Below are 19,632 nucleotides of genomic sequence, written 5' to 3'. Positions count from 1 at the left end.
TGCCCCCTCCGGCCAGCAGGACCGGCGGCACCGCCGGGCTCACGACGCGCCGCCGCGGCGCAGCCGCCGCCGCACCCGGTCGGGGACGCGGTCGCCGACCCCGCGCGGCACGGCGCGGGGGACGACCGTCAGGGACCGTCGGACGACGTCGGCGCGCGCCGCGAGCACGTCGCGGGCGCCGGGTTCGGAGCGGGCGAAGGACAGGACCATCCCGAGGGCCACCATGGTGCAGATCAGGGCGGAGCCGCCGCTGGAGACCAGCGGCAGCGGCACGCCGATGACGGGGAGCAGACCGAGCACGACGGCGACGTTGATCATCGCCTGGCCGAGGACCCACGCCGCCACGGCGCCGGTCGCGATCTTGACGAACAGGTCGTCGTGGCGGCTGACGACGCGCACGCACGCCACGCCGACCGCCGTGAAGAGCAGCAGCACCGCGAGGGTGCCGGGCAGGCCGAGCTCCTCGCCGATGATCGCGTAGATGTAGTCGTTGTGGGCCTCGGGCAGGTAGGACCACTTCTCGGCGCTGGCGCCCAGGCCGACACCCCACCAGCCGCCCGAGGCCAGGGCCCACTTGCCGTGCGTGGTCTGCCAGCAGTCGCCGTAGTAGTCGCAGCTGCCGGACGCCCACGTCGTCAACCGGGCCACCCGGTTCGGGCTCGTCACGACGAGGAACGCGGCGACGGCGGCGGCAGCGGCACCGGCGACGGCGAACACCCGCCACGGCACTCCGGCCACGAACAGGGCCCCGACGACGATGAGCATGAGCACCAGACCGGTCCCGAGGTCGTGGCCCGCCAGCACCAGGGCCAGCACCAGCCCGGCGACGGGTCCGACGGGGACGACCACGTGCTGCCAGCGGTGCAGCAGGGAGCGCTTGGTCGCCAGCACGGCCGCGCACCAGACGACCAGCGCGACCTTGGCCGCCTCGGACGGCTGGGCGCGCACGCCCGCGATCTCGATCCAGTTCGTGTTGCCCTTCACGCCCACGCCGAGCGGGGTGAACACGAGCAGCTGCCCGAGCACCGCGGCGACGACCAGCGGCCACGCGAGCCGCTTCCACGCGGTCACGGGCAGCCGGGAGGCGACCCACATCAACGGCACCCCGAGGGCCGCGAAGAACGCCTGCCGCGCGAAGACGGCGTACGGGGAGCCGCCGGCGGCGATCGACTCGACGCTGGAGCTGGACAGCACCATCACCAGGCCGAAGGCGACGAGCAGGGACGTCGCCCCGAGCAGCAGGTAGTAGCTCGTCGCCGGCGTCTCCCAGCCGACGAGCCGCTCGACGGCCCGGCCCCGGGCGGTGCCCTCGTGCCGGCGGTCGCCGGCCAGCGCGCTCACGCCGCCCCACCCAGCCGGGCCGCGACGCAGGCGGCGAAGACGTCGCCCCGGTGCCCGTAGGAGGTGAACTGGTCCATCGACGCGCACGCCGGCGCCAGCAGCACGGTGTCGCCGGGGCGGGCGAGACCGGCGGCGACGTCGACGGCGTGCTCCATGACCACGTGACCAGTCTCCGCCGCGGGGACCTCGACGACGGGGACGTCGGGCGCGTGTCGCGCGAGCGCGTCGCGCAGCGGCGCGCGGTCGACGCCGATCAGGACGACGCCCCGCAGCCGGTCGGCGTGCGCGCTGACCAGGTCGTCGAACCGGGCGCCCTTGGCCAGGCCGCCGGCCACCCACACCACGTCGCGGAACGCCGTCAGGGAGGCCGCGGCGGCGTGGGCGTTCGTGGCCTTGGAGTCGTCCACCCAGCGGACGCCCCCGCCCTCCCCGACGACCTGGATCCGGTGCGGCTCGGGCACGGTGCCCCGCAGGCCGTCGCGGACGGCGGCGGCCGGCACGCCGTGCGCCCGGGCCAGCGCCGCGGCGGCCAGGGCGTTGGCCACCACGTGGGGGGCGGCGACGCCGCCGGCGGCTGCCGCGACGTCCTCGAGGGTGGCGAGCTCGGCGGCGGACGTGGCCCGCTCGGCGACGAACGCGCGGTCGGCCAGGACGTCGTCCACCACGCCGAGCATCGACACATCGGGCACCCCGAGCGTGAAGCCGACCGCGCGGCAGCCCTCGACGACGTCGGCGTCCCGGACCAGCTGCTCGGTGGCGGGGTCGGCCACGTTGTACACGCAGGCGACCTCGGTGCGCTCGTACACCGTGCCCTTGACCCGCCGGTACTCCTCGTAGGAGCCGTGCCAGTCGACGTGGTCGGGTGCGACGTTGAGGACGGCGCTGGCCTGCGGGGCCAGGGACGACGACCAGTGCAGCTGGAAGCTGGACAGCTCGACGGCCAGCACGTCCAGCGGCTGCGGCCCGGTCACCGCGTGCAGCAGCGGGGTGCCCACGTTGCCGACGGCCTCCGTGCGCAGCCCGGCGGCACGCAGCACCGCGGCCAGCATCCGCACCGTGGTGGTCTTGCCGTTGGTGCCGGTCAGGCACAGCCAGGGGGCCGCCCCGGGCCGGCGCAGGCGCCACGCGAGCTCGACCTCGCCCCAGACCGGGACGCCCGCCCCCGCGGCGGCCGCGAGCAGCGGCGCGTCGGGCCGCCAGCCCGGGGACGTGACGACGAGGTCGGGAGCCTGCCCGCCGACGTCCGGCAGGGCCGTGGCGGCGTCCGGGCCGAGCAGGGCGCGGACCCCCAGGACGTCGAGGACCGCGGCCTTCTCGCGCTCCGCGGGCCCGTCGCGGCCGTCGACGGCGACGACCTGGGCGCCCCGCTCGGCCAGGACGTCGGCGGCGGCCATCCCGGACACGCCGAGGCCCGCGACGACGACCCGGCGCCCGGTCAGGTCGGCAGCAGTCAGCGAGGCGGGCAGGCCGCCGTCCGCTCCGCCGCTCACGCGCCCGCCACCCACTCGGCGTAGAAGATGCCCAGCCCGAGGGCCACGAACAGGCCGGCGATGATCCAGAACCGGATGACGATGGTGACCTCGGCCCACCCGGCCAGCTCGAAGTGGTGCTGCAGCGGGGCCATCCGGAAGACCCGCTTGCCGGTGAGCTTGAACGACCCGACCTGGATCACGACCGACAGGGTGATGAGCACGAACAGCCCGCCGAGCAGGACCAGGAGGATCTCGGTGCGGGTCGTGATGGCCAGGCCGGCCAGGGCCCCGCCGAGGGCGAGCGAGCCGGTGTCGCCCATGAAGATCTTGGCCGGCGAGGCGTTCCACCACAGGAACCCGAAGCACGCGCCCATCAGCGCGGCGGCCACGACCGCCAGGTCGAGGGGGTCGCGCACCTCGTAGCAGTTGGGGCCGACGCTGTCGAGGCGCTGGCACGACTGGTTGGACTGCCAGATGCCGATGAGCACGTACGCGGCGGCGACGAGCGAGGTGGTGCCGGTCGCGAGCCCGTCCAGTCCGTCGGTGAGGTTCACGCCGTTGCTGGTGGCAGCGATCATGATCTGGGCCCACACCACGAACAGCACCAGGCCGACGGCCGCCCCGGCGAACGCCAGGTCGATGTTCGTGTCGCGGATGAACGAGATCGCGGTCGACGCCGGGGTGCGGAACCGCTCGTTGGGGAACTGCAGCGCCGCCACGGCGAAGAGGACGGCGACGGCGGACTGGCCGACGAGCTTGGGGACGGAGCGCAGCCCCAGGCTCCGCTGCTTGGAGATCTTGATGAAGTCGTCGAGGAAGCCGACCAGCCCCAGTCCCACCATCAGCGACAGGACCAGGACGGCCGACATGCTCGGTGGCGTCCAGGTCAGCAGGTGCGCCGCGGCGTAGGCCGCGACGGTCGCGCCGATGATGACGGCGCCGCCCATCGTCGGCGTCCCGCGCTTGGTGTGGTGCGAGGTCGGGCCGTCGTCGCGGACGAACTGCCCGTAGCTGCGCCGGACCAGGAAGCGGATGAACAGCGGGGTCCCGAGCAGGGACAGCAGCAGGGAGACGGCCGAGGCCGCCAGCACGGCCCTCACGCGTCGGCCACCCCCGGGTCGACGTCCGGGTCGACGTCCGGGTCGGCCGCGAGCCGGTCCCCCAGGAAGCGCAGGCCGATGCCGTTGCTCGACTTCACCAGCACCACGTCCCCGGGGCGCAGCTCGCGCCGCAGCAGGTCGAAGGCCGCGTCGGCGTCCGGCACCCAGACGGACTCCTCACCCCACGAACCCTCCTGGTACGCGCCGGTGTGCACCGGGCGGGCGCCGGCGCCGACGGCGACCAGCCGCGACACGTTGAGCCGCACGGCCAGCCGCCCGACCGCGTCGTGCTCCGCGACGGTGGCGTCCCCGAGCTCGAGCATCTCCCCCAGCACCGCCCACGTGCGCCGTCCCCGCGGGTGCTCCTCGCCGGGGCCGGCCATGGCGACGAGCGCCTTGAGCGCCGCGCGCACGGAGTCCGGGTTCGCGTTGTAGGCGTCGTTGACGACCGTGACGCCGTCGGCGCGCTCGGTGACCTCCATCCGCCACCGGCTCACGGGCCGCGCGGCGGTCAGCGCCGCGGCGACGCCGTCCGGTCGCCCGCCGAGCACCAGCGCCACGGCGGCGGCCGACAGCGCGTTGCCGACGTGGTGCTCGCCCACGACGCCGAGGTCGACCCGCGCCTCGCCCTCGGCCCCGGGCAGTCGGGACACGAGCGTGAAGGACGCCCGGCCCGCCCCGTCGAGCGTGACGTCCCGTGCGCTGACGTCCGCCGTGGAGGTCCGGCCCACGAGGACCACGCGGGCCCGGGTGCGGGTGGCCATCCTGGCCACCCGCTCGTCGTCGGCGGTCAGCACGGCGACCCCGCCGTCCTGCTCCGCCGGCAGCGCCTCGACCAGCTCGCCCTTGGTGGCCTCGACGGCGTCCAGCCCGCCGAACTCGCCGGCGTGCGCCATCCCGACGTTGAGGACGACACCGACCCGCGGCGGCGCGATGCGGCACAGGTGGGCGATGTGGCCCGGGCCGCGGGCGCCCATCTCGGCGACGAGGTGGGCGGTGCCGGCGTCGCAGCGAAGGGCGGTCAGCGGGACACCGAGCTCGTTGTTGAACGACCCCTGCGGCGCGACGGTCGGCCCCTGCGCGGCCAGGACGGCGGCGAGCAGGTCCTTCGTGCTCGTCTTGCCCGAGGAGCCGGTGACCCCCACGACGGCCAGGTCGGGAAGGCCGCCCAGCACGTGCGCGGCCAGGTCGCCCAGGGCCGCGGTCGTCGAGGCCGTGACCACGCACGGGACGTCGAGCTCGCGCTCGGCGAGGGCGGCGACGGCGCCGGCCGCCAGGGCGTCGGCGGCGTAGTCGTGACCATCGACATTCGTGCCCGGGACCGCGGCGAAGAGGCAGCCGGGGACGACGGCCCGCGAGTCCAGCACGGGCGCGGCGTCCACGCGGGCCGCCGGGTCCGCGCCGCCGGCCAGGCGGCCGCCGGTGACGTCGGCGACCTCCTGGAGGGTCATCGGGGTCACCGCGGGGCCTCCCAGGTGGCGAGCGCACCGGACAGCTCGTCCCGGTCGTCGAAGGGGTGCACCGTCCCGGCGACCTCCTGCCCCTGCTCGTGCCCCTTGCCCGCCACCAGCACCGTGTCGGTGGCCGCGGCGAGCCGCACGGCCCGGGCGACGGCCTCCCGGCGGTCGGCGACCTCGAGCACCTCGACCGGACGCCCTCCCGGGTGACCGTCCGGCTGGCCGTCCTGCTGGTCCGGGTGGGTCGCGGCGTGGGCCCGGGCCCCGGCCAGGACCTCCGCGCGGATCGCGGCCGGGTCCTCGGACCGGGGGTTGTCGTCCGTGACGACCACGACGTCGGCCCAGCGCGCGGCCGCCGCGCCCATGGCGCGGCGCTTGCCCGGGTCACGGTCGCCGCCCGCGCCGAGGACGACGAGCAGCCGGCCCGTCGTGGCGGGGCGCAGCGCCGCGCAGGCCGCCGCGACCGCGTCCGGGGTGTGCGCGTAGTCGACGACGCCGAGCGGGTGCGGCCCGGCGGCGATCGGCGGGGAGACCCGCTCCATCCGCCCGGGGACGCCGCCGGCCATGCCCAGCCCGAGGACGGCGGCGTGCGGGTCCACCCCGGCCTCGATGGTCATCACCAGGGCCAGGGCGGTGTTCGCCACGTTGAACCGGCCGGGCAGCGGGCAGGTCACCCGCAGGCTCTCACCGTGCCGGGAGCGCAGGGTGAAGGTCGTGCGGGCGTCGGCCTCGACGTGCTCGCCGACGACCCGCCAGTCCGGCTCGTGGCCGAGGGCGTCGGGTGCGTCGTCGTCCACGGGGTCGGTCGTGGCCACCGTGACCACCGGGACGGCGGCCGTCGCCGCGAGCCGGCGGCCCCACGCGTCGTCCACGCAGACGACCCCGCGCTCGGCGCGCCCCGGGGTGAACAGCGACGCCTTCGCGGCGAAGTAGTGCTCGATGTCGGGGTGGAAGTCCAGGTGGTCCTGGGAGAGGTTGGTGAACCCGACCACGTCGTAGCGCACGCCGTCGACCCGGTGCAGCGTCAGGGCGTGGCTGGAGACCTCCATCGAGCAGGCCGTGGCGCCGCGCTCGCGCATGAGGGCCAGCAGGGCGTGCACGTCGGGCGACTCCGGTGTCGTGCGCACGCTGGGCAGCCGCTCGTCACCGACCCGGGTCTCGACGGTGCCGACCAGCCCGGTGGTGCGGCCCGCGGCGCGCAGCGCGGCGTCCAGCAGGAAGCACGTGGTCGTCTTGCCGTTCGTGCCGGTGACGCCGAGCATCAGCAGGTCGGCGGCCGGCTCGCCGTAGACGAGGGCGGCGACGTCCCCCAGCACCGAGCGGGGGTCGGGGACGACGAGCAGCGGCGGGGTGGCGGACCCGGCCGTACCGGCACGGGCGCCGGCCAGCTCGGCCCCGGCGGGGTCGGTGAGCACGGCCACCGCCCCGGCCGCGACGGCCTGGTCGACGAACTGGGCGCCGTGCGCGCGCTGGCCGGGCAGCGCGGCGTACAGGTCCCCCGGCCGCACGGCCCGCGAGTCCAGCGTCACGCCGGTGACGACAGGGTCGACGGGCCCACCGGCGGCGTCGGCCGGGAGCGAGGCCCCGGCACGGGTGGCGACCTGGCTCAGCGGCCGGCCGTCGACGCGCCGCGGTCGCGGCGCACCGGCCTGGGGCGCTGGGGGCGACGGCGCGGTCACGGCCTTCGGGTCCGGGGAGGGCGTCGGCACCCGGTGAGGTTACCGGGGGCCGGGGCCGCCGCGACGCCGGCCACCGGGCGGGTCGCCGGACCCGTGACGGCCCCGGCGAGGGTGGTCCACCCGTCGTCACGGCACGGTCGCGCTGCGTCCCCGGAGGGCACCGTGGTCATCCTCCGTGGGTCAGCGGGTACAGCTCGGCGGGCTCACCCGACGGCGGGATGCGGAACGTCTGGAGCGCGTAGGACATGACGTCCCGGAACACCGGGGCGGCGACGGTCCCGCCGTAGAACCCGTTGGTGGGGCGCTGCAGGGTCACCGACACGACGAGCTTCGGGTCCTCCGCCGGCGCCATGCCGATGAACGAGGAGGTGTACCCCTCGTACCGGCCGTTCCCGGGGGCCTGGGCGGTCCCCGTCTTGCCGGCCACCCGGTACCCGGGGATCGCCGCGTTGTCCCCGGTGCCCTCGGCGACGGCCGCCTCGAGCATCACCCGGACCTGGCTGGCGGTCTCGGGGCTGACCACCTGGGTGGACCCTGCGGTGGGCTCGGCGGTGAACGTCCCGTCGGGCGAGCGGGTGCCCGCCACGAGGCGCGGCGTGACCCGCACACCGTCGTTGGCGATCGTGGAGAACACCTGGGCGGACTGCAGCGCGTTGGTGGACAGCCCCTGGCCGAACAGCACGGTGTACTGCTGACGGCCGTCCCAGTCCCCCGGCTCGGCGAGGATCCCGCGCGTCTCGCCGGGGAAGTCCAGGCCCGTCGGCTGGCCGATGCCGAACCGGGTGAGGTAGTCGTACCGCTGGTCGCGCGTCAGCCGCTCACCGGCCATCACCGTGCCGGTGTTGGACGACTGGGCCAGCACCCCGGCGAACGTCAGGGGCAGGACGGGGTGGGAGTGCGAGTCCTTGAACGTCTGGCCATTCGACGTCGTGTACCGGTCCGGGACGGTCATCGGGGTGGTCGGGTCGTACAGGCCCTCCTCGATGACGGCGGCGGCCGTGACCACCTTGGCCGTCGACCCCGGCTCGATCACCCCGGACAGCGCCCGGCTGCCGCGGTCCTCCGGCTCGGACGCCCCCGGGTCGTTCGGGTCCACCGAGGGCGCCTCGGCGATCGCCTTGACGTCACCCGTCTCGGGGTCGACGACCGTCACGGTGCCCCACTCGGCGCCCGACTCCTCGACCGCACGGGCGACGCGCTGCTGGGCGTACCACTGCAGGTCCCGGTCGATGGTCAGCACCAGGTCCGAGCCGGCGGTCGGGGCCACCTCGGCCCGGTCGCCGGTCGGGATCATCTGGCCCTGACGGCCCTTCTCGTAACGGCGCATCCCGTCCTGGCCGGACAGCACCCCGTCGTGGGTCATCTCCAGGCCCGCGAGCGGCTCCCCGTCGGCGCCGACGAAGCCGAGGAGGTTGCCCCCGACGGCGCCTGCCGGGTACACGCGCTCGGACGTGGTCTCGCTGAGCAGCCCGGGGACCCGCAGGTCCTGGATGCGGCGCCAAGCCTGCGGGGTGACGTCGCGCGCCACGACGGCGTACCGCTTGAGGTCCTGCTCCGCGACCCCGGCCCCGAGCGCGGCGCGCACGTCGTCGAGGTCGGCTCCGAGCAGCGGCGCGAGGTCGGCGGCGGCACCCTCCACCCCGACCACCTGCGTGGTGCCGGCGACCTCCTTCTCGTACAGCGGGACGAGGGTCTGGTCGACGGTGACCGTGCGCCGCTCGACCGACGTCGCCAGGACCACCCCGTTCGCGTCGGTGACGTCACCGCGCGGGGCCTGCAGGGTGGTCTCGACCATCCGCCGGCCGAGTGCGTCCGCGGCCAGGGCCTCCGCGTCCAGCGCCTGCAGCTGCACCAGGCGCCCGACGAACAGGCTGAGCACGACGAGGACCCCCGTGGCGGCGACCCGCAGCCGGCGGTCCGGGGAGGCGAGCCGACCCGCGGAGCCGGGTGGCCGCCCGGACCGGCGGGCCGGCTGCGGCGGACGCAGCTCCCCCCGCGTGCCGGCGCCCGACCCCTGCCCCGGTCGCCGGTCGCGTCGCTGGCCGGCGGGGCGCGCGGAGGTCGCGGTGGCTGCCACGTCTGTCCCCTCTCCTGCGTGCGACCGGTGGTGCTGCTGTGACCTGAAGGTGGTGCTGTGGTCTGAAGGTGCTGGTGTGACTCGTGTGGTGGACGTCGGTTCCGGTGGTGTGGGTGGGATCCCGTCGACGGATGGCCCGTTGTCGCCCCGTGGACGCGGTGCCGGGGACGGTCAGGGGACGACGAGCACGGCCCCGTCACCGGTGGACGCGGACGGTCGCTGCTCGCCGGTCGCGGCCGCGCCGTCCGTGCCAGTCTGCCCGCCGCCGCCCGCCGAACCGGTGCGCGACGCGCGGTCGGCGCGATCGGGTGACGTCGGGCCGTCGAGCGGCGGCGTGGCCAGGCCGTCCGCCCCCGGCGTGGCGCCGCCGGCCGTGGGGGCGGGCTGCCCGGACGCCGGGACGGACGGCGGCGTGGACGCCGGGCGGGCCCCCACGACGTCGGCCGGGGCCGTCCCCGGCTCGGCGGGGGCCGGCTCACCGAGGACGGCGCCGTCGGACAGGCGGATGAAGCCGGGGCTCGTGCTGGGGACCATCCCCAGCTCGCGGGCGCTGACGGCCAGCTGCGCGGGCGCGGCCCGGGCGGCGAGGTCCTCCGACAGCGCCTGCTCACGCTCGGCCAGCCGCGTTGCCTCGGCCTGCAGCTCGTGCATCTGGTACGCGCCCCGGGACAGGCTGATGTTGAGCATGAGCAGCCCGAGCAGGCTGAGCACCAGCAGGGCGGTGCAGCCGAGCGCGAAGGGCAGCCTGCCGCGCTGGCGCGGTGGCGGGGTGACGACCGTCAGCCGGGGCGGCCGGGGGCGCTCCGTCGTCCGCGCCGGGGGTCGCGCGGTCCCCGGCCTGGCCGCGCGTGCGGCGGTGGCGACCTGGCTCATGCCGCTCTCCCCTCGGTGGTCCTGATCCTCTCGGCGGCGCGCAGGCGCACGGACGCCGCGCGCGGGTTGTCCGCCACCTCCTGCTCGGAGGCCTTCTCGGCACCGCGGGTCAGGAGCCTGAGCCGCGGCGCGTGCTCGGGCAGCTCGACGGGCAGGTCCGGCGGCGCGGTGCTGCGAGCACCCGCGGCCAGCACGCGCTTGGCGAGCCGGTCCTCGAGCGAGTGGTAGCTCATGACGACGACCCGCCCGTGCAGCGCCAGGGCGTCGACGGCAGCGGGCAGGGCGCGCTCGAGCACCTCGAGCTCGCCGTTGACCTCGATCCGCAGCGCCTGGAACGTGCGCTTGGCCGGGTTGCCGCCGGTCCTGCGGGTGGCTGCCGGCACGCAGGCGCGGACCAGGTCGACGAGCCGGGCGCTGGTGCGGAACGGCTCCGTCCGCCGTTCCCGCACGACCGCCTCGGCGATCCGGCGGGCGAACCGCTCCTCGCCGTACTCGCGCAGCACCCTGGTGAGGTCGTGGACGTCGTACTCGTTGAGCACGTCGGCGGCGGTGGGCCCCGAGGTGGGGTCCATCCGCATGTCCAGCGGCGCGTCGTGGGCGTAGGAGAAACCGCGACCGGTCTCGTCCAGCTGGAGCGAGGAGACCCCGAGGTCCAGCAGCACCCCCTGGACGCCGTCCAGGCCGAGGTCGGCCAGCACCTGCGGGATGCGGTCGTACACGGCGTGCACGAGCGTCACGCGGTCCGTGTAGGGGGCGAGCCGCCGGCCCGCCAGCTCCAGCGCCTGGGGGTCGCGGTCGATGCCGACGAGCCGGGCCCCGGGGCACGACCGCAGCAGCGCCTCGCTGTGCCCGCCCATCCCCAGGGTCGCGTCGACGACGACCGAACCGGGCTCGTCGAGCGCCGGGCCGAGCAGGGCGACGCAGCGCTCGAGCAGCACGGGGACGTGCCGCGCGGCCACGTCGTCGTGGTCCGCCGGCTGCGCGCCGTCGTCGGTCATCTCGACCCCTCTGGTGGTGCGTCAGGGGTGTCGCGTACCCCTGCGGGTGGATCGGTCTCGCCCTCGGCCGGCCCAGGTCTCCATCCGCTCCCTCGGTGAAGGAGTCCGCCGTCGCGGCCTGACACCGGGGAAGTGCGTCAGGACGCGGGAAGCGGCTGGAGACCTCGCCCGGTCGCGGGCGGTGTGCTCTCGTCGTCTCGCTGTGTCGTGTCGTGCTGTCTCGTCGTGCTGGCTGGTCGTGCTGGCTCGTCGTGCTGGCTGCGGGGCGTCAGAACAGGCCCGGGACCACCTCCTCGGCCGTCTCGGAGAACGCCGTCTCCTGCTCGGCCAGGTACGACTCCCAGGCGGTGGCGTCCCAGATCTCGACCCGCGAGCCCGCGCCGATCACGGCGCAGTCCCGGTCGAGCCCGGCGTAGCTGCGCAACGCCGGCGGGACGGTGACCCGCCCCTGCTTGTCGGGGACCTCGTCGAAGGCTCCGGACAGCAGCACGCGCAGGTAGTCGCGGGCCTGCTTGCTGGTGACCGGGGCCTGGCGGAGCTGCTCGTGGATGCGCTCGAACTCCCGGACCGGGAAGACGTACAGGCACCGCTCCTGACCGCGGGTGACGACCAGTCCCGACGCGAGCTGCTCCCGGAACTTGGCGGGCAGGATCAGCCGGCCCTTGTCGTCCAGGCGCGGCGAGTGGGTTCCGAGGAACACGGCCCCACCTCCCCTGGACGCCGTCGGAGACCCCGCTCCGCTCCGACGCCCTCCACATTACTCCACTTCACTCCCCCTGCAACCGTGAATCACCCGATCGCCACGCAGCGTGATCGCATCACCGCAGGTCGGAGCGGTGGAGGGAGGTGGAGGAGGCCGGCGCCTCACGCCGCGGCGCGTCGGGCGAAGGCGGCGTGCACCGTCCGGACGCGCACCGGCCGACCGCGCAGAGGACACGGACGCGGTGGGCCGGGGCGCGGGCCGTGGGGGGAAGTGGAGGGCTCCTGCGCGGCGCCTCGGACGGGCCGCTCACCGGAGCCGGTCCCACGGACGCTGCCCGTCACGTACCGTTCCCCCAACACGTCGAAGGAGCACGCGTGACCACAGCCGGCCTCGAACCCGCGGCCCTGGACGACCTCGCCCGCACCACCGCCGACATCCGGCGTGCCGTGGAGTCGGTGATCGAGGGCAAGCAGGCCGTCGTCAGCACCGCCCTGGCGGTCCTGCTCGCCGAGGGCCACCTCCTCGTCGAGGACGTCCCCGGTGTCGGCAAGACCATGCTCGCCAAGGCGCTGGGCCGGTCGGTCGACGGCACGGTGCGGCGGATCCAGTTCACCCCGGACCTGCTGCCCAGCGACATCACCGGCGTGAGCATCTACAACCAGGAGGCGCGGGACTTCGAGTTCAAGCCCGGCCCCGTCTTCGCCAACGTCGTCGTGGGCGACGAGATCAACCGGGCCTCCCCCAAGACCCAGTCCGCCCTGCTGGAGTGCATGGAGGAGCGCCAGGTCACCGTCGACGGCGTGACGTACGCCCTCGAGCCGCCGTTCATCGTCGTCGCCACCCAGAACCCGGTCGAGATGGAGGGCACGTACCCGCTGCCGGAGGCCCAGCGCGACCGCTTCATGGCCCGGGTCTCGATGGGCTACCCGTCCACCGCCTCGGAGCTGGAGATGCTGGACCTGCACGGCGCGCACGACCCTCTCGCCGAGCTGCGCCCTGTCGCCGACGCCACCCACGTGCGGCGGCTCGTCGCCACCGTCCGCACCGTGCACGCGGCCGCGGCCGTGAAGCAGTACGTCGTGGACGTCGTCGAGGCCACGCGACGCCACCCGGAGCTGCGGCTCGGGGCCTCCCCGCGCGCGAGCCTGCACCTGCTGCGCGCGTCACGGGCCTGGGCCGCGCTGGCCGGTCGCGACCACGTCCTGCCCGACGACGTGCAGGACCTGGCCCACCCGGTGCTGGCGCACCGGCTCCTGCTGACCACGGACGCCCAGCTCGCGCGGCGCACGGTGGCCGACGTCCTGCACGACGTGCTGTCGACCGTCGCCGTACCCTCCGGTGCCCGCCGCGTCCCGCTGCCCCCCACCGGCTGACCGGACCACCCGTGCCCGCCTCCACCGCCCCCCTGTCGGCCGCGCTCACCGGGCTCACCACCCGAGGGCGGGCGTTCCTGGCCGCGGGCGCCGCCGCCGCGGCGTGCGCCGTCGTCCTGGGGCAGCGGGACCTGCTGCGGGTGGCCGTCCTCCTCGTCGCCCTGCCCCTGGCCAGCGTGCTGGTCGTGGCCCGTGCCAGGCACCGCATCCAGCTCCAGCGGACCGTCACCCCGGCCCGCGTCCAGGCCGGTCGGTCCGCCTCCGTGCGGCTGGAGATGCAGAACCTGTCCCGCCTCCCCACCGGGGTCCTGCTCGCCGAGGACCACGTGCCCTACGCGCTCGGCTCACGGCCGCGGTTCGTCGTCGACCGCCTCGACGGCGGCGCCGGGGCCGCCGTCGGCTACACCCTGCGCAGCGACGTCCGCGGTCGGTGGGACGTGGGCCCGCTGCGGCTGCGGCTCACCGACCCGTTCGGGATGTGCGAGGTCACCCGCTCCTTCACGGCGACCGACCCGCTGGTCGTCGTGCCCACGGTGCACCCCCTGGTGCCGCTGCACGCCCAGGGGAGCTGGATGGGCTCCGGGGACTCGACCGCCCGGACGGCGGCCGCCGCCGGCGAGCACGACCTCGCCACCCGCGAGTACCGCCACGGCGACGACCTGCGCCGGGTGCACTGGCGCTCCACCGCCCGTCGCGGCGAGCTGATGGTCCGCCGCGACGAGCAGCCGCACCAGATGCGGGCCACCGTCCTGCTCGACCGGCGCACCGTCGGCCACCGCGGGGACGGACCGGCGTCCTCGTTCGAGTGGGCGGTCAGCGCCGTCGCCTCGGTCGCGGCCCTGCTCGTGGACGGCGGGTACGGCGTGCGGGTCCTCACCGACGACGTCGACACCACCTGGACCGGGCGCGAGCACGCCACCGGCGTCGGGCAGGTCCTCGACCAGCTGGCGATGGTGACCACCGGGGGGCCGCACGAGCTGGGCGCAGCGGTCGGCAACCTGGTGCGCGCCGGGGGCGACGGTCTCGTCGTCGCCGTGCTGGGCGAGGTCGGCAGCCGGGACGTGCACGCCCTCGCGGGCCTGGCCCGCCGAGGCGTGACGGGTGTCGCGCTGGTGCTCGAGACGACGACGTGGGCGGCCCTGCCCCCTCGTCGCGCGTCCGAGATCACGGCCGACCGGCAGGCCGCCGTGCGCGCGCTGGACGGCGCCGGGTGGGCCGTGGTGACCGTCCCGGCCCGCACCACCGTCACCGCGGCCTGGTCGCGGGCGGTCGCCCGCGTGGCGGCCGGCTCCTCGGCTCCGGCCGCCGGAGCGGGACGGTGAGCCGCGGGGTGCGGGCCGGCTGGCTCGCCGCGCTGGCCACGGCCCTGGTCGCGACCGGGATGAGCACCCTGGTCGAGGGCACCCGCTGGTTCGTCGAGCTGCTGGCCGTCCTGGTCGCGGTGGTGCTCACCGGGAACGTCACCGCCCGGCTGCTGCGTCGCGCCGAGCTCGTCGTGGCCGTCCAGCTCGTCGCGGTCCTGCTGGTCCTCACCTGGTTGTACGCGCTGCCCGAGGCGTGGGCCGGGCTGCTGCCCACGCCCGCGTCGTGGCAGCGGCTCGTCGACCTGGCCGACGTCGGCCTGGCGCTCGCGCGGGACGAGGCCCCACCGGCGCCCGCCGAGGCCGGCCTCCGGCTGCTGCTCACGGCGGGCCTGGGGCTGGTCGCCGTCGCCGTCGACGCCGCCGCCGCCGGCTGGCGGCAGCCCGCGGTCGCCGGTCTGCCGCTGCTCGCCGTGTACTGCGTCCCCGCCGCCCTGGCCCGCGGCGGACTGGACTGGTACTGGTTCGTCCTGGGCGCCGGCGGGTTCCTGGCGCTGCTCGCGTCGGACTCGACCACGAGGGTGGCCCGTTGGGGCCGGGTGCTGCGGGGACAAGGCGGTGAACAGGCGCCGCTGGCCGCGGCGGGCCGCCGGGTGGGTGCCGTGGCCCTGGCCGCCGCGGTCCTCGTCCCGACGCTGGTGCCCGGCCTGTCCGAGGGCCTGCTGCCCGGCACCGGCGCCGGCGGCGACGGCCCCGGCGGGCGGATCGAGGTGAGCAACCCGCTGTTCGACCTGCGCGAGAACCTGGCCGCCCGCGAGGACGTCACCGTCCTGACCTACACCACGGACCAGCCCTCCCCCGAACCGGTCCGCTGGGTCGTCGCCGACTCCTACGACGGCAACACCTGGGGTCCGACGTCCGGCGCCATCCCCCGGGAGCAGCAGGCGTCCGACGGCCTGCCCGAACCACCGGGCCTGACGGACCGGTCGGTCGCGGCGGAGCGCACGACCACGGTGACGATCGACCGGCTCACGCAGTCCGCGTACCTGCCGCTGGTCTACCCGCCCACCGCCCTGGACGTCGAGGGCAGCTGGCTCTACGAGACGACGACCCTCAACGTCATCGGCGACGGGGTCAGCACCGCGCAGGGCCTGCAGTACACCGTCGAGCACCTCCAGGTGGCACCGGACCCCGCCACGCTGGCCGCCGCGCCCGCCCCGCCGCCGGCCGTCACCGAGCGGTGGACCACCCTGCCGCCCAGCGTCCCGGAGACGGTGGTCGCGACCGCTCGCGAGGTCGTCGACGGCCAGCCCACGCCGTTCGCGCAGGCCAGCGCGCTGCAGTCGTGGTTCCGCAGCGGCGGCGGCTTCAGCTACGACGAGGAGGCGCCCGACGGCACCGGCACCTCGGCCATCGCCGACTTCCTCGAGCGGCGCAGCGGCTTCTGCGTGCACTTCTCCGCCACCATGGCCGTGATGGCCCGCTCCCTGGGCATCCCGGCCCGTGTGGCCGTCGGCTTCCTGCCCGGCGAGGAGGTCGAGGAGGGGACCTACCGGGTCAGCCTCCAGGACGCCCACGCGTGGCCGGAGCTGTACTTCGGGGACGTCGGCTGGGTGCGGTTCGAGCCGACCCCGGCGACGCGCACCGGTTCCGTGCCCGGCTGGACGCTGCCACCCGCCGAGGAGCCCGCGGGCGCCCCCGCCCCCGCCCCGTCGGCGAGCGCGCCCGTGCCCGTCGACCCCGGGTCGCTGGCCCAGGACGGCGCGCAGCAGGAGGCGGACGCCTTCGACCTGCGGGCGGCGCTGGCCGAGGTGCCCTGGCGGCTCGTCGCCGCGCTGGCCGTCGTGCTCGCGGTCCTCACCGCCCCGTGGGCGACGTCGGTGCTCGTGCGCAGGGCGCGCTGGCGCCGGGCGGACGGGAGCGCCGCCCGGGTGGAGGCGGCGTGGCGGACGCTCGGCGAGCGCCTCGACGACCTCGGCGCCGGGTGGCCACGGTCGGCGACACCCCGCCAGGCGGAGACGGCCGTGGCAGAGGGTCTCGACGAGGACGGCCGGCAGGCCCTGCACCGGCTCGCGCGGGCGGTCGAGCGCTGCCGTTACGCGCCCGCGCCCCCCGAGGCCACCCGTGGCCTGCGCACCGACGTCCGCGCCGTCGTCCACGCGGTCCGGGACCGGCGCCCGACCGCGGCGACCTGGCGCGCACGCGTCGTCCCGCGCAGCGGGGTGGAGCACCTGCGTGGTGCCCTGGTCGACGCCGGGCTGGCCGTGGACCGGTGGGAGCGCCGGACGGCGGCGAGGGTCGCCTCCGGGTGGTCGCGGGTCGCGCGTCGGCGGGACGTCGCGCGGTCCTGACCAGGTGGCGGTGCTGCCGGGGTGCTGCCGGGTGGCGCCCTCGGGGCGGGACGGTCAGTAGCGCTGGTCGCGGCGGTTCTGCCAGCGCTGCTCCATGCGCTGCATGAAGCCCCCGGAGGAGGCGCCGCCCCCGCGCCTGGACTGCGGTCGTGCCCGCGTCTGCCCGTCGGTGCCGACGACCCCGACCGGGCCGCTCGGCTTGCGCGGCGGGGTGAACGCGTACCCGGCGCCCGCGAGCATGAGCAGGAAGGCCGGGATACCGAGCCAGAGCCCCACCTGCGAGGCGACGGCCAGCACGAGGAGCACGAGGCCGACCACGAGCGCCGTCGCGCCGATGGCCATCCTGCGCCCGGTGCCACCCGCGCGGGGGGTCCCGCGCATGGTGGAGGCGAAACGTGGGTCGTCGGCGAGCAGCTGCTCTTCCATCTGCGACAGCAGACGCTGCTCGTGCTCAGACAGCGGCACCGCGGCCTCCTCGGTCTCCTTCGGCCCGGTACGACGACCGGGAACGACCCGACACCACCCGGGAACCACCTCAGGATAGGTCCGCGTCGCACGGCGCGAAACCCGGACTCCCTGCTCGACGACCGAACGGGTCACCGAGTTCCCCGGCGACCACCGCGACCCGGTCGCCGGGGGGTGCCGACGGTCCCGCCGGCGGGACCGTCGGACGGTCCGCCGCCCTCGTCCCGGGCGGGGTGCAGCGTCGCCCCGCGGCTGGGGTCGAGGAGGCTCGCGGGACGCACCACGTCCGTCCCGAACCTGGCGGTGGCGCGGTCGGCGGCCCGCTCGGCCTCCCGCCACCCGACCTCCCGCTGGTCGAGCTGGAGCTGGCGGTGCTGCTGCGCCGCGGGCCGCAGGCCCTCGACCCGGACGCCGACGAGCCGGATCCGGGCACGCTGGAGCCCCAGCGCGTCCCACAGCGCCCGCGCGCACCCGTAGACCTCCTTGGCCACGTCCGTGGGCTCGGAGAGCGTGCGCGAGCGGGTGATGGTCGTGAAGTCGGCGAAGCGGACCTTGAGGACGACGGTGCGGCCCACCGACCCGGACGCCCGCAGCCGGGCCGCGGTGCGCTCGGACAGGCGCAGCACCTCCCGCAGCACCACGTCGTGGTCGTCGACGTCCGTCCCGAACGTCTCCTCCGCGCCGATGCTCTTCTCGGTCGACTCGGGGAGGACGTGGCGGGGGTCGCGCCCCCAGGACAGCTCGTGCAGGTGCTGCCCGGCGGCCGGTCCCAGCGCCCGCCGGAGGGTGTCGACCGGGGTGTGGGCGACGTCACCGACGGTGCGCAGGCCGAGCCGGGCGAGCTGCTCGGCGGTCTTGTCCCCCACACCCCACAGCGCGGAGACCGGCAGCGGGTGCAGGTACTGGACGGTCTCGTCGGCGGGGACGACCAGCAGGCCGTCGGGCTTGCACCGCGCCGAGGCGAGCTTGGCGACGAACTTCGTCGCCGCCACCCCGACCGAGCAGGTGATGCGCTGCTCGTCGGCGACCCGGTCGCGCACGAGCTGGGCGATCCGGGTCGGTGACCCGAGCCGGCGGACCGAGCCGGACACGTCGAGGAACGCCTCGTCCAGGCTGAGGGGCTCCACCGCCGGGGTGATCGACCGGAAGACCTCCATCACCCCGCGGGACACCGCCGAGTACCGGCGGTGGTCCGGTTCGATCACGTGCGCCTGGGGGGCGAGCCGGCGGGCCCGGGACATCGGCATCGCCGAGTGCACACCCAGCCGGCGGGCCTCGTACGTCGCGGACAGCACGACCCCCCGGCTGCCCCCGCCCCCGACGACGACGGGCAGCCCGCGCAGGTGCGGACGGTCGATGAGCTCGACGGAGGCGTAGAAGGCGTCCATGTCGACGTGCAGGACGGTGCAGCCGGTGTCGTCGCCGGACAGGCCCCGGCCCTCGTCGGGGCCGTCGGCCCGGTCGAGCTGCGCCCTGCTCACGACCTCACCTCGCTCGTCGCCGCCCCGGCGCCGGTTCGTCGGGTCCGGCCCGGTACACCGCCCGGGGTGGTCTCGTCGCCCACGGACCGGCGGCGCTCAGTCCCCGGCGGGGACGGCGTGCACGTGCAGCTGCGCGGCGACGGCCCGCAGCGCGGGGGTGGTGGCGGCGCGGGCCTCCAGCGCGGTGAGGGTCTCCTCGGCGGCGGGGTCGCCGTCGAGGCTGCTGCGCGGGACCAGGTCGGCCAGCACCCGGACGCCGGTGACGTCCTCGACGCGCAGCCCGTGGCCGGACAGCAGCCCGGCGACCTGGTCGGCGTCGAAGCGCCGCTGCAGCGGGTCGTCGGCCCCCCAGCGGCCGGCGGGGTCGGAGGCGATCCGCAGTGCCTGGCGCAGGTGGCCGGTGCCGACCCGGTGCAGCACGGCCGCGTCGCGCTGGGCGACGAGCAGCGACAGCCGGCCGGAGGGGCGCAGGACCCGGCGCACCGCGCTGAGCGCGACGTCCGGGTCGTCGACGACCTCGAGCACCCCGTGGCACAGGACCACGTCCACGCTGGCGTCCTCGAGCACGTCGCCGAGCCCCTCGGCGTCGCCCTGGACGGCGTGGACGCGGTCGGCGACGCCGGCCTCGGCGGCGCGGCGGCCGAGCGCCGCCAGCGCGTCGGGACTGGGGTCGACGACGGTGACGTCGTGGCCGGCGCCGGCGAGCCGGACGGCCTGCCCGCCGGTCCCGCCACCGAGGTCGAGCACCCTCGCGGCACCGTCGGGGACGGCCTGCCGCACCAGCCGGTCGACGGCGTCGGCGAGCACCGTGCCGCCACGACGATCAGGAGCCACGGGGTCCACCTCCGGGTGCGCGGGCACGGCCTGTCCACGCACCAGCCTAGTGACCGGGACGGCGCTCCCCCGCTCACCCGGTGGCTGGGGGAACCCGGTGCACCCGTCGACGGAGCCCGACGCGGGT

15 protein-coding genes are annotated in these 19,632 nt (G+C 76.2%); 3 read left to right on the top strand and 12 right to left on the bottom strand.

Annotated features, from left to right (window positions below; genetic code table 11):
* Window positions 1-39: 39 nt before the first annotated feature.
* The 9 genes from ftsW to mraZ form a co-directional block, all read right to left on the bottom strand.
* A complete protein-coding gene (ftsW, locus tag ACYVQV_RS07955; RefSeq protein ID WP_461022740.1) occupies window positions 40-1,341 on the bottom strand; it encodes a putative lipid II flippase FtsW in 1,302 nt (433 codons plus the stop codon).
* Window positions 1,338-2,831, bottom strand: coding sequence for a UDP-N-acetylmuramoyl-L-alanine--D-glutamate ligase (murD, locus tag ACYVQV_RS07950; RefSeq protein ID WP_461022739.1), 1,494 nt, complete (start codon window positions 2,829-2,831; stop codon window positions 1,338-1,340). The genes ftsW and murD overlap by 4 nt, the downstream gene beginning before the upstream one ends.
* Complete coding sequence (gene mraY / locus ACYVQV_RS07945) at window positions 2,828-3,913, bottom strand: phospho-N-acetylmuramoyl-pentapeptide-transferase (RefSeq protein ID WP_461022738.1); 1,086 nt, start codon at window positions 3,911-3,913, stop codon at window positions 2,828-2,830. Before mraY ends, murD begins: the two co-directional genes overlap by 4 nt.
* Window positions 3,910-5,373, bottom strand: coding sequence for a UDP-N-acetylmuramoyl-tripeptide--D-alanyl-D-alanine ligase (locus ACYVQV_RS07940; RefSeq protein ID WP_461022737.1), 1,464 nt, complete (start codon window positions 5,371-5,373; stop codon window positions 3,910-3,912). The genes mraY and ACYVQV_RS07940 overlap by 4 nt, the downstream gene beginning before the upstream one ends.
* Complete coding sequence (locus ACYVQV_RS07935; RefSeq protein WP_461022736.1) at window positions 5,370-7,079, bottom strand: UDP-N-acetylmuramoyl-L-alanyl-D-glutamate--2,6-diaminopimelate ligase; 1,710 nt, start codon at window positions 7,077-7,079, stop codon at window positions 5,370-5,372. The genes ACYVQV_RS07940 and ACYVQV_RS07935 overlap by 4 nt, the downstream gene beginning before the upstream one ends.
* 136 nt (window positions 7,080-7,215) lie before the next feature.
* Complete coding sequence (locus tag ACYVQV_RS07930) at window positions 7,216-9,126, bottom strand: peptidoglycan D,D-transpeptidase FtsI family protein (RefSeq protein ID WP_461022735.1); 1,911 nt, start codon at window positions 9,124-9,126, stop codon at window positions 7,216-7,218.
* Between the two features lie 171 nt (window positions 9,127-9,297).
* Window positions 9,298-9,999, bottom strand: coding sequence for a hypothetical protein (locus ACYVQV_RS07925; protein ID WP_461022734.1), 702 nt, complete (start codon window positions 9,997-9,999; stop codon window positions 9,298-9,300).
* A complete protein-coding gene (rsmH, locus tag ACYVQV_RS07920; protein ID WP_461022733.1) occupies window positions 9,996-10,997 on the bottom strand; it encodes a 16S rRNA (cytosine(1402)-N(4))-methyltransferase RsmH in 1,002 nt (333 codons plus the stop codon). The genes ACYVQV_RS07925 and rsmH overlap by 4 nt, the downstream gene beginning before the upstream one ends.
* A 268-nt stretch (window positions 10,998-11,265) precedes the next feature.
* Window positions 11,266-11,697, bottom strand: coding sequence for a division/cell wall cluster transcriptional repressor MraZ (mraZ, locus tag ACYVQV_RS07915; protein WP_461022732.1), 432 nt, complete (start codon window positions 11,695-11,697; stop codon window positions 11,266-11,268).
* Between the two features lie 377 nt (window positions 11,698-12,074).
* Here mraZ and ACYVQV_RS07910 point away from each other — a divergent pair, with 377 nt between their 5' ends.
* From ACYVQV_RS07910 to ACYVQV_RS07900, 3 genes are read left to right on the top strand one after another with little or no spacing between them, the layout of a single operon-like run.
* On the top strand, window positions 12,075-13,073 hold the full coding sequence (locus tag ACYVQV_RS07910) for an AAA family ATPase (protein WP_461022731.1): 999 nt from the start codon (window positions 12,075-12,077) through the stop codon (window positions 13,071-13,073).
* Window positions 13,074-13,084: 11 nt separating this feature from the next.
* The gene (locus tag ACYVQV_RS07905; RefSeq protein ID WP_461022730.1) at window positions 13,085-14,395 is read left to right on the top strand and encodes a DUF58 domain-containing protein; all 1,311 of its coding nucleotides are present in this window, start codon (window positions 13,085-13,087) and stop codon (window positions 14,393-14,395) included.
* Window positions 14,392-16,725, top strand: a complete 2,334-nt coding sequence (locus tag ACYVQV_RS07900; protein WP_461022729.1) for a transglutaminase family protein — start codon at window positions 14,392-14,394, stop codon at window positions 16,723-16,725. Before ACYVQV_RS07905 ends, ACYVQV_RS07900 begins: the two co-directional genes overlap by 4 nt.
* A gap of 54 nt (window positions 16,726-16,779) precedes the next feature.
* On the opposite strand, the gene ACYVQV_RS07895 is transcribed toward ACYVQV_RS07900, so the two are convergent.
* The 3 genes from ACYVQV_RS07895 to ACYVQV_RS07885 all read right to left on the bottom strand — a co-directional run bounded on the left by ACYVQV_RS07895 (window position 16,780) and on the right by ACYVQV_RS07885 (window position 19,505).
* Window positions 16,780-17,190, bottom strand: a complete 411-nt coding sequence (locus ACYVQV_RS07895; protein ID WP_461022728.1) for a DUF3040 domain-containing protein — start codon at window positions 17,188-17,190, stop codon at window positions 16,780-16,782.
* 131 nt (window positions 17,191-17,321) lie between these two features.
* A complete protein-coding gene (dinB, locus tag ACYVQV_RS07890; RefSeq protein WP_461022727.1) occupies window positions 17,322-18,671 on the bottom strand; it encodes a DNA polymerase IV in 1,350 nt (449 codons plus the stop codon).
* Window positions 18,672-18,767: 96 nt separating this feature from the next.
* Entirely contained in the window at window positions 18,768-19,505 is a 738-nt protein-coding gene (locus ACYVQV_RS07885; RefSeq protein WP_461022726.1) for a methyltransferase domain-containing protein, read from the bottom strand.
* Window positions 19,506-19,632 lie beyond the last annotated feature (127 nt).

Source organism: Thalassiella azotivora (assembly GCF_054781695.1).
This window is presented reverse-complemented; position numbering and strand designations above follow the sequence as displayed.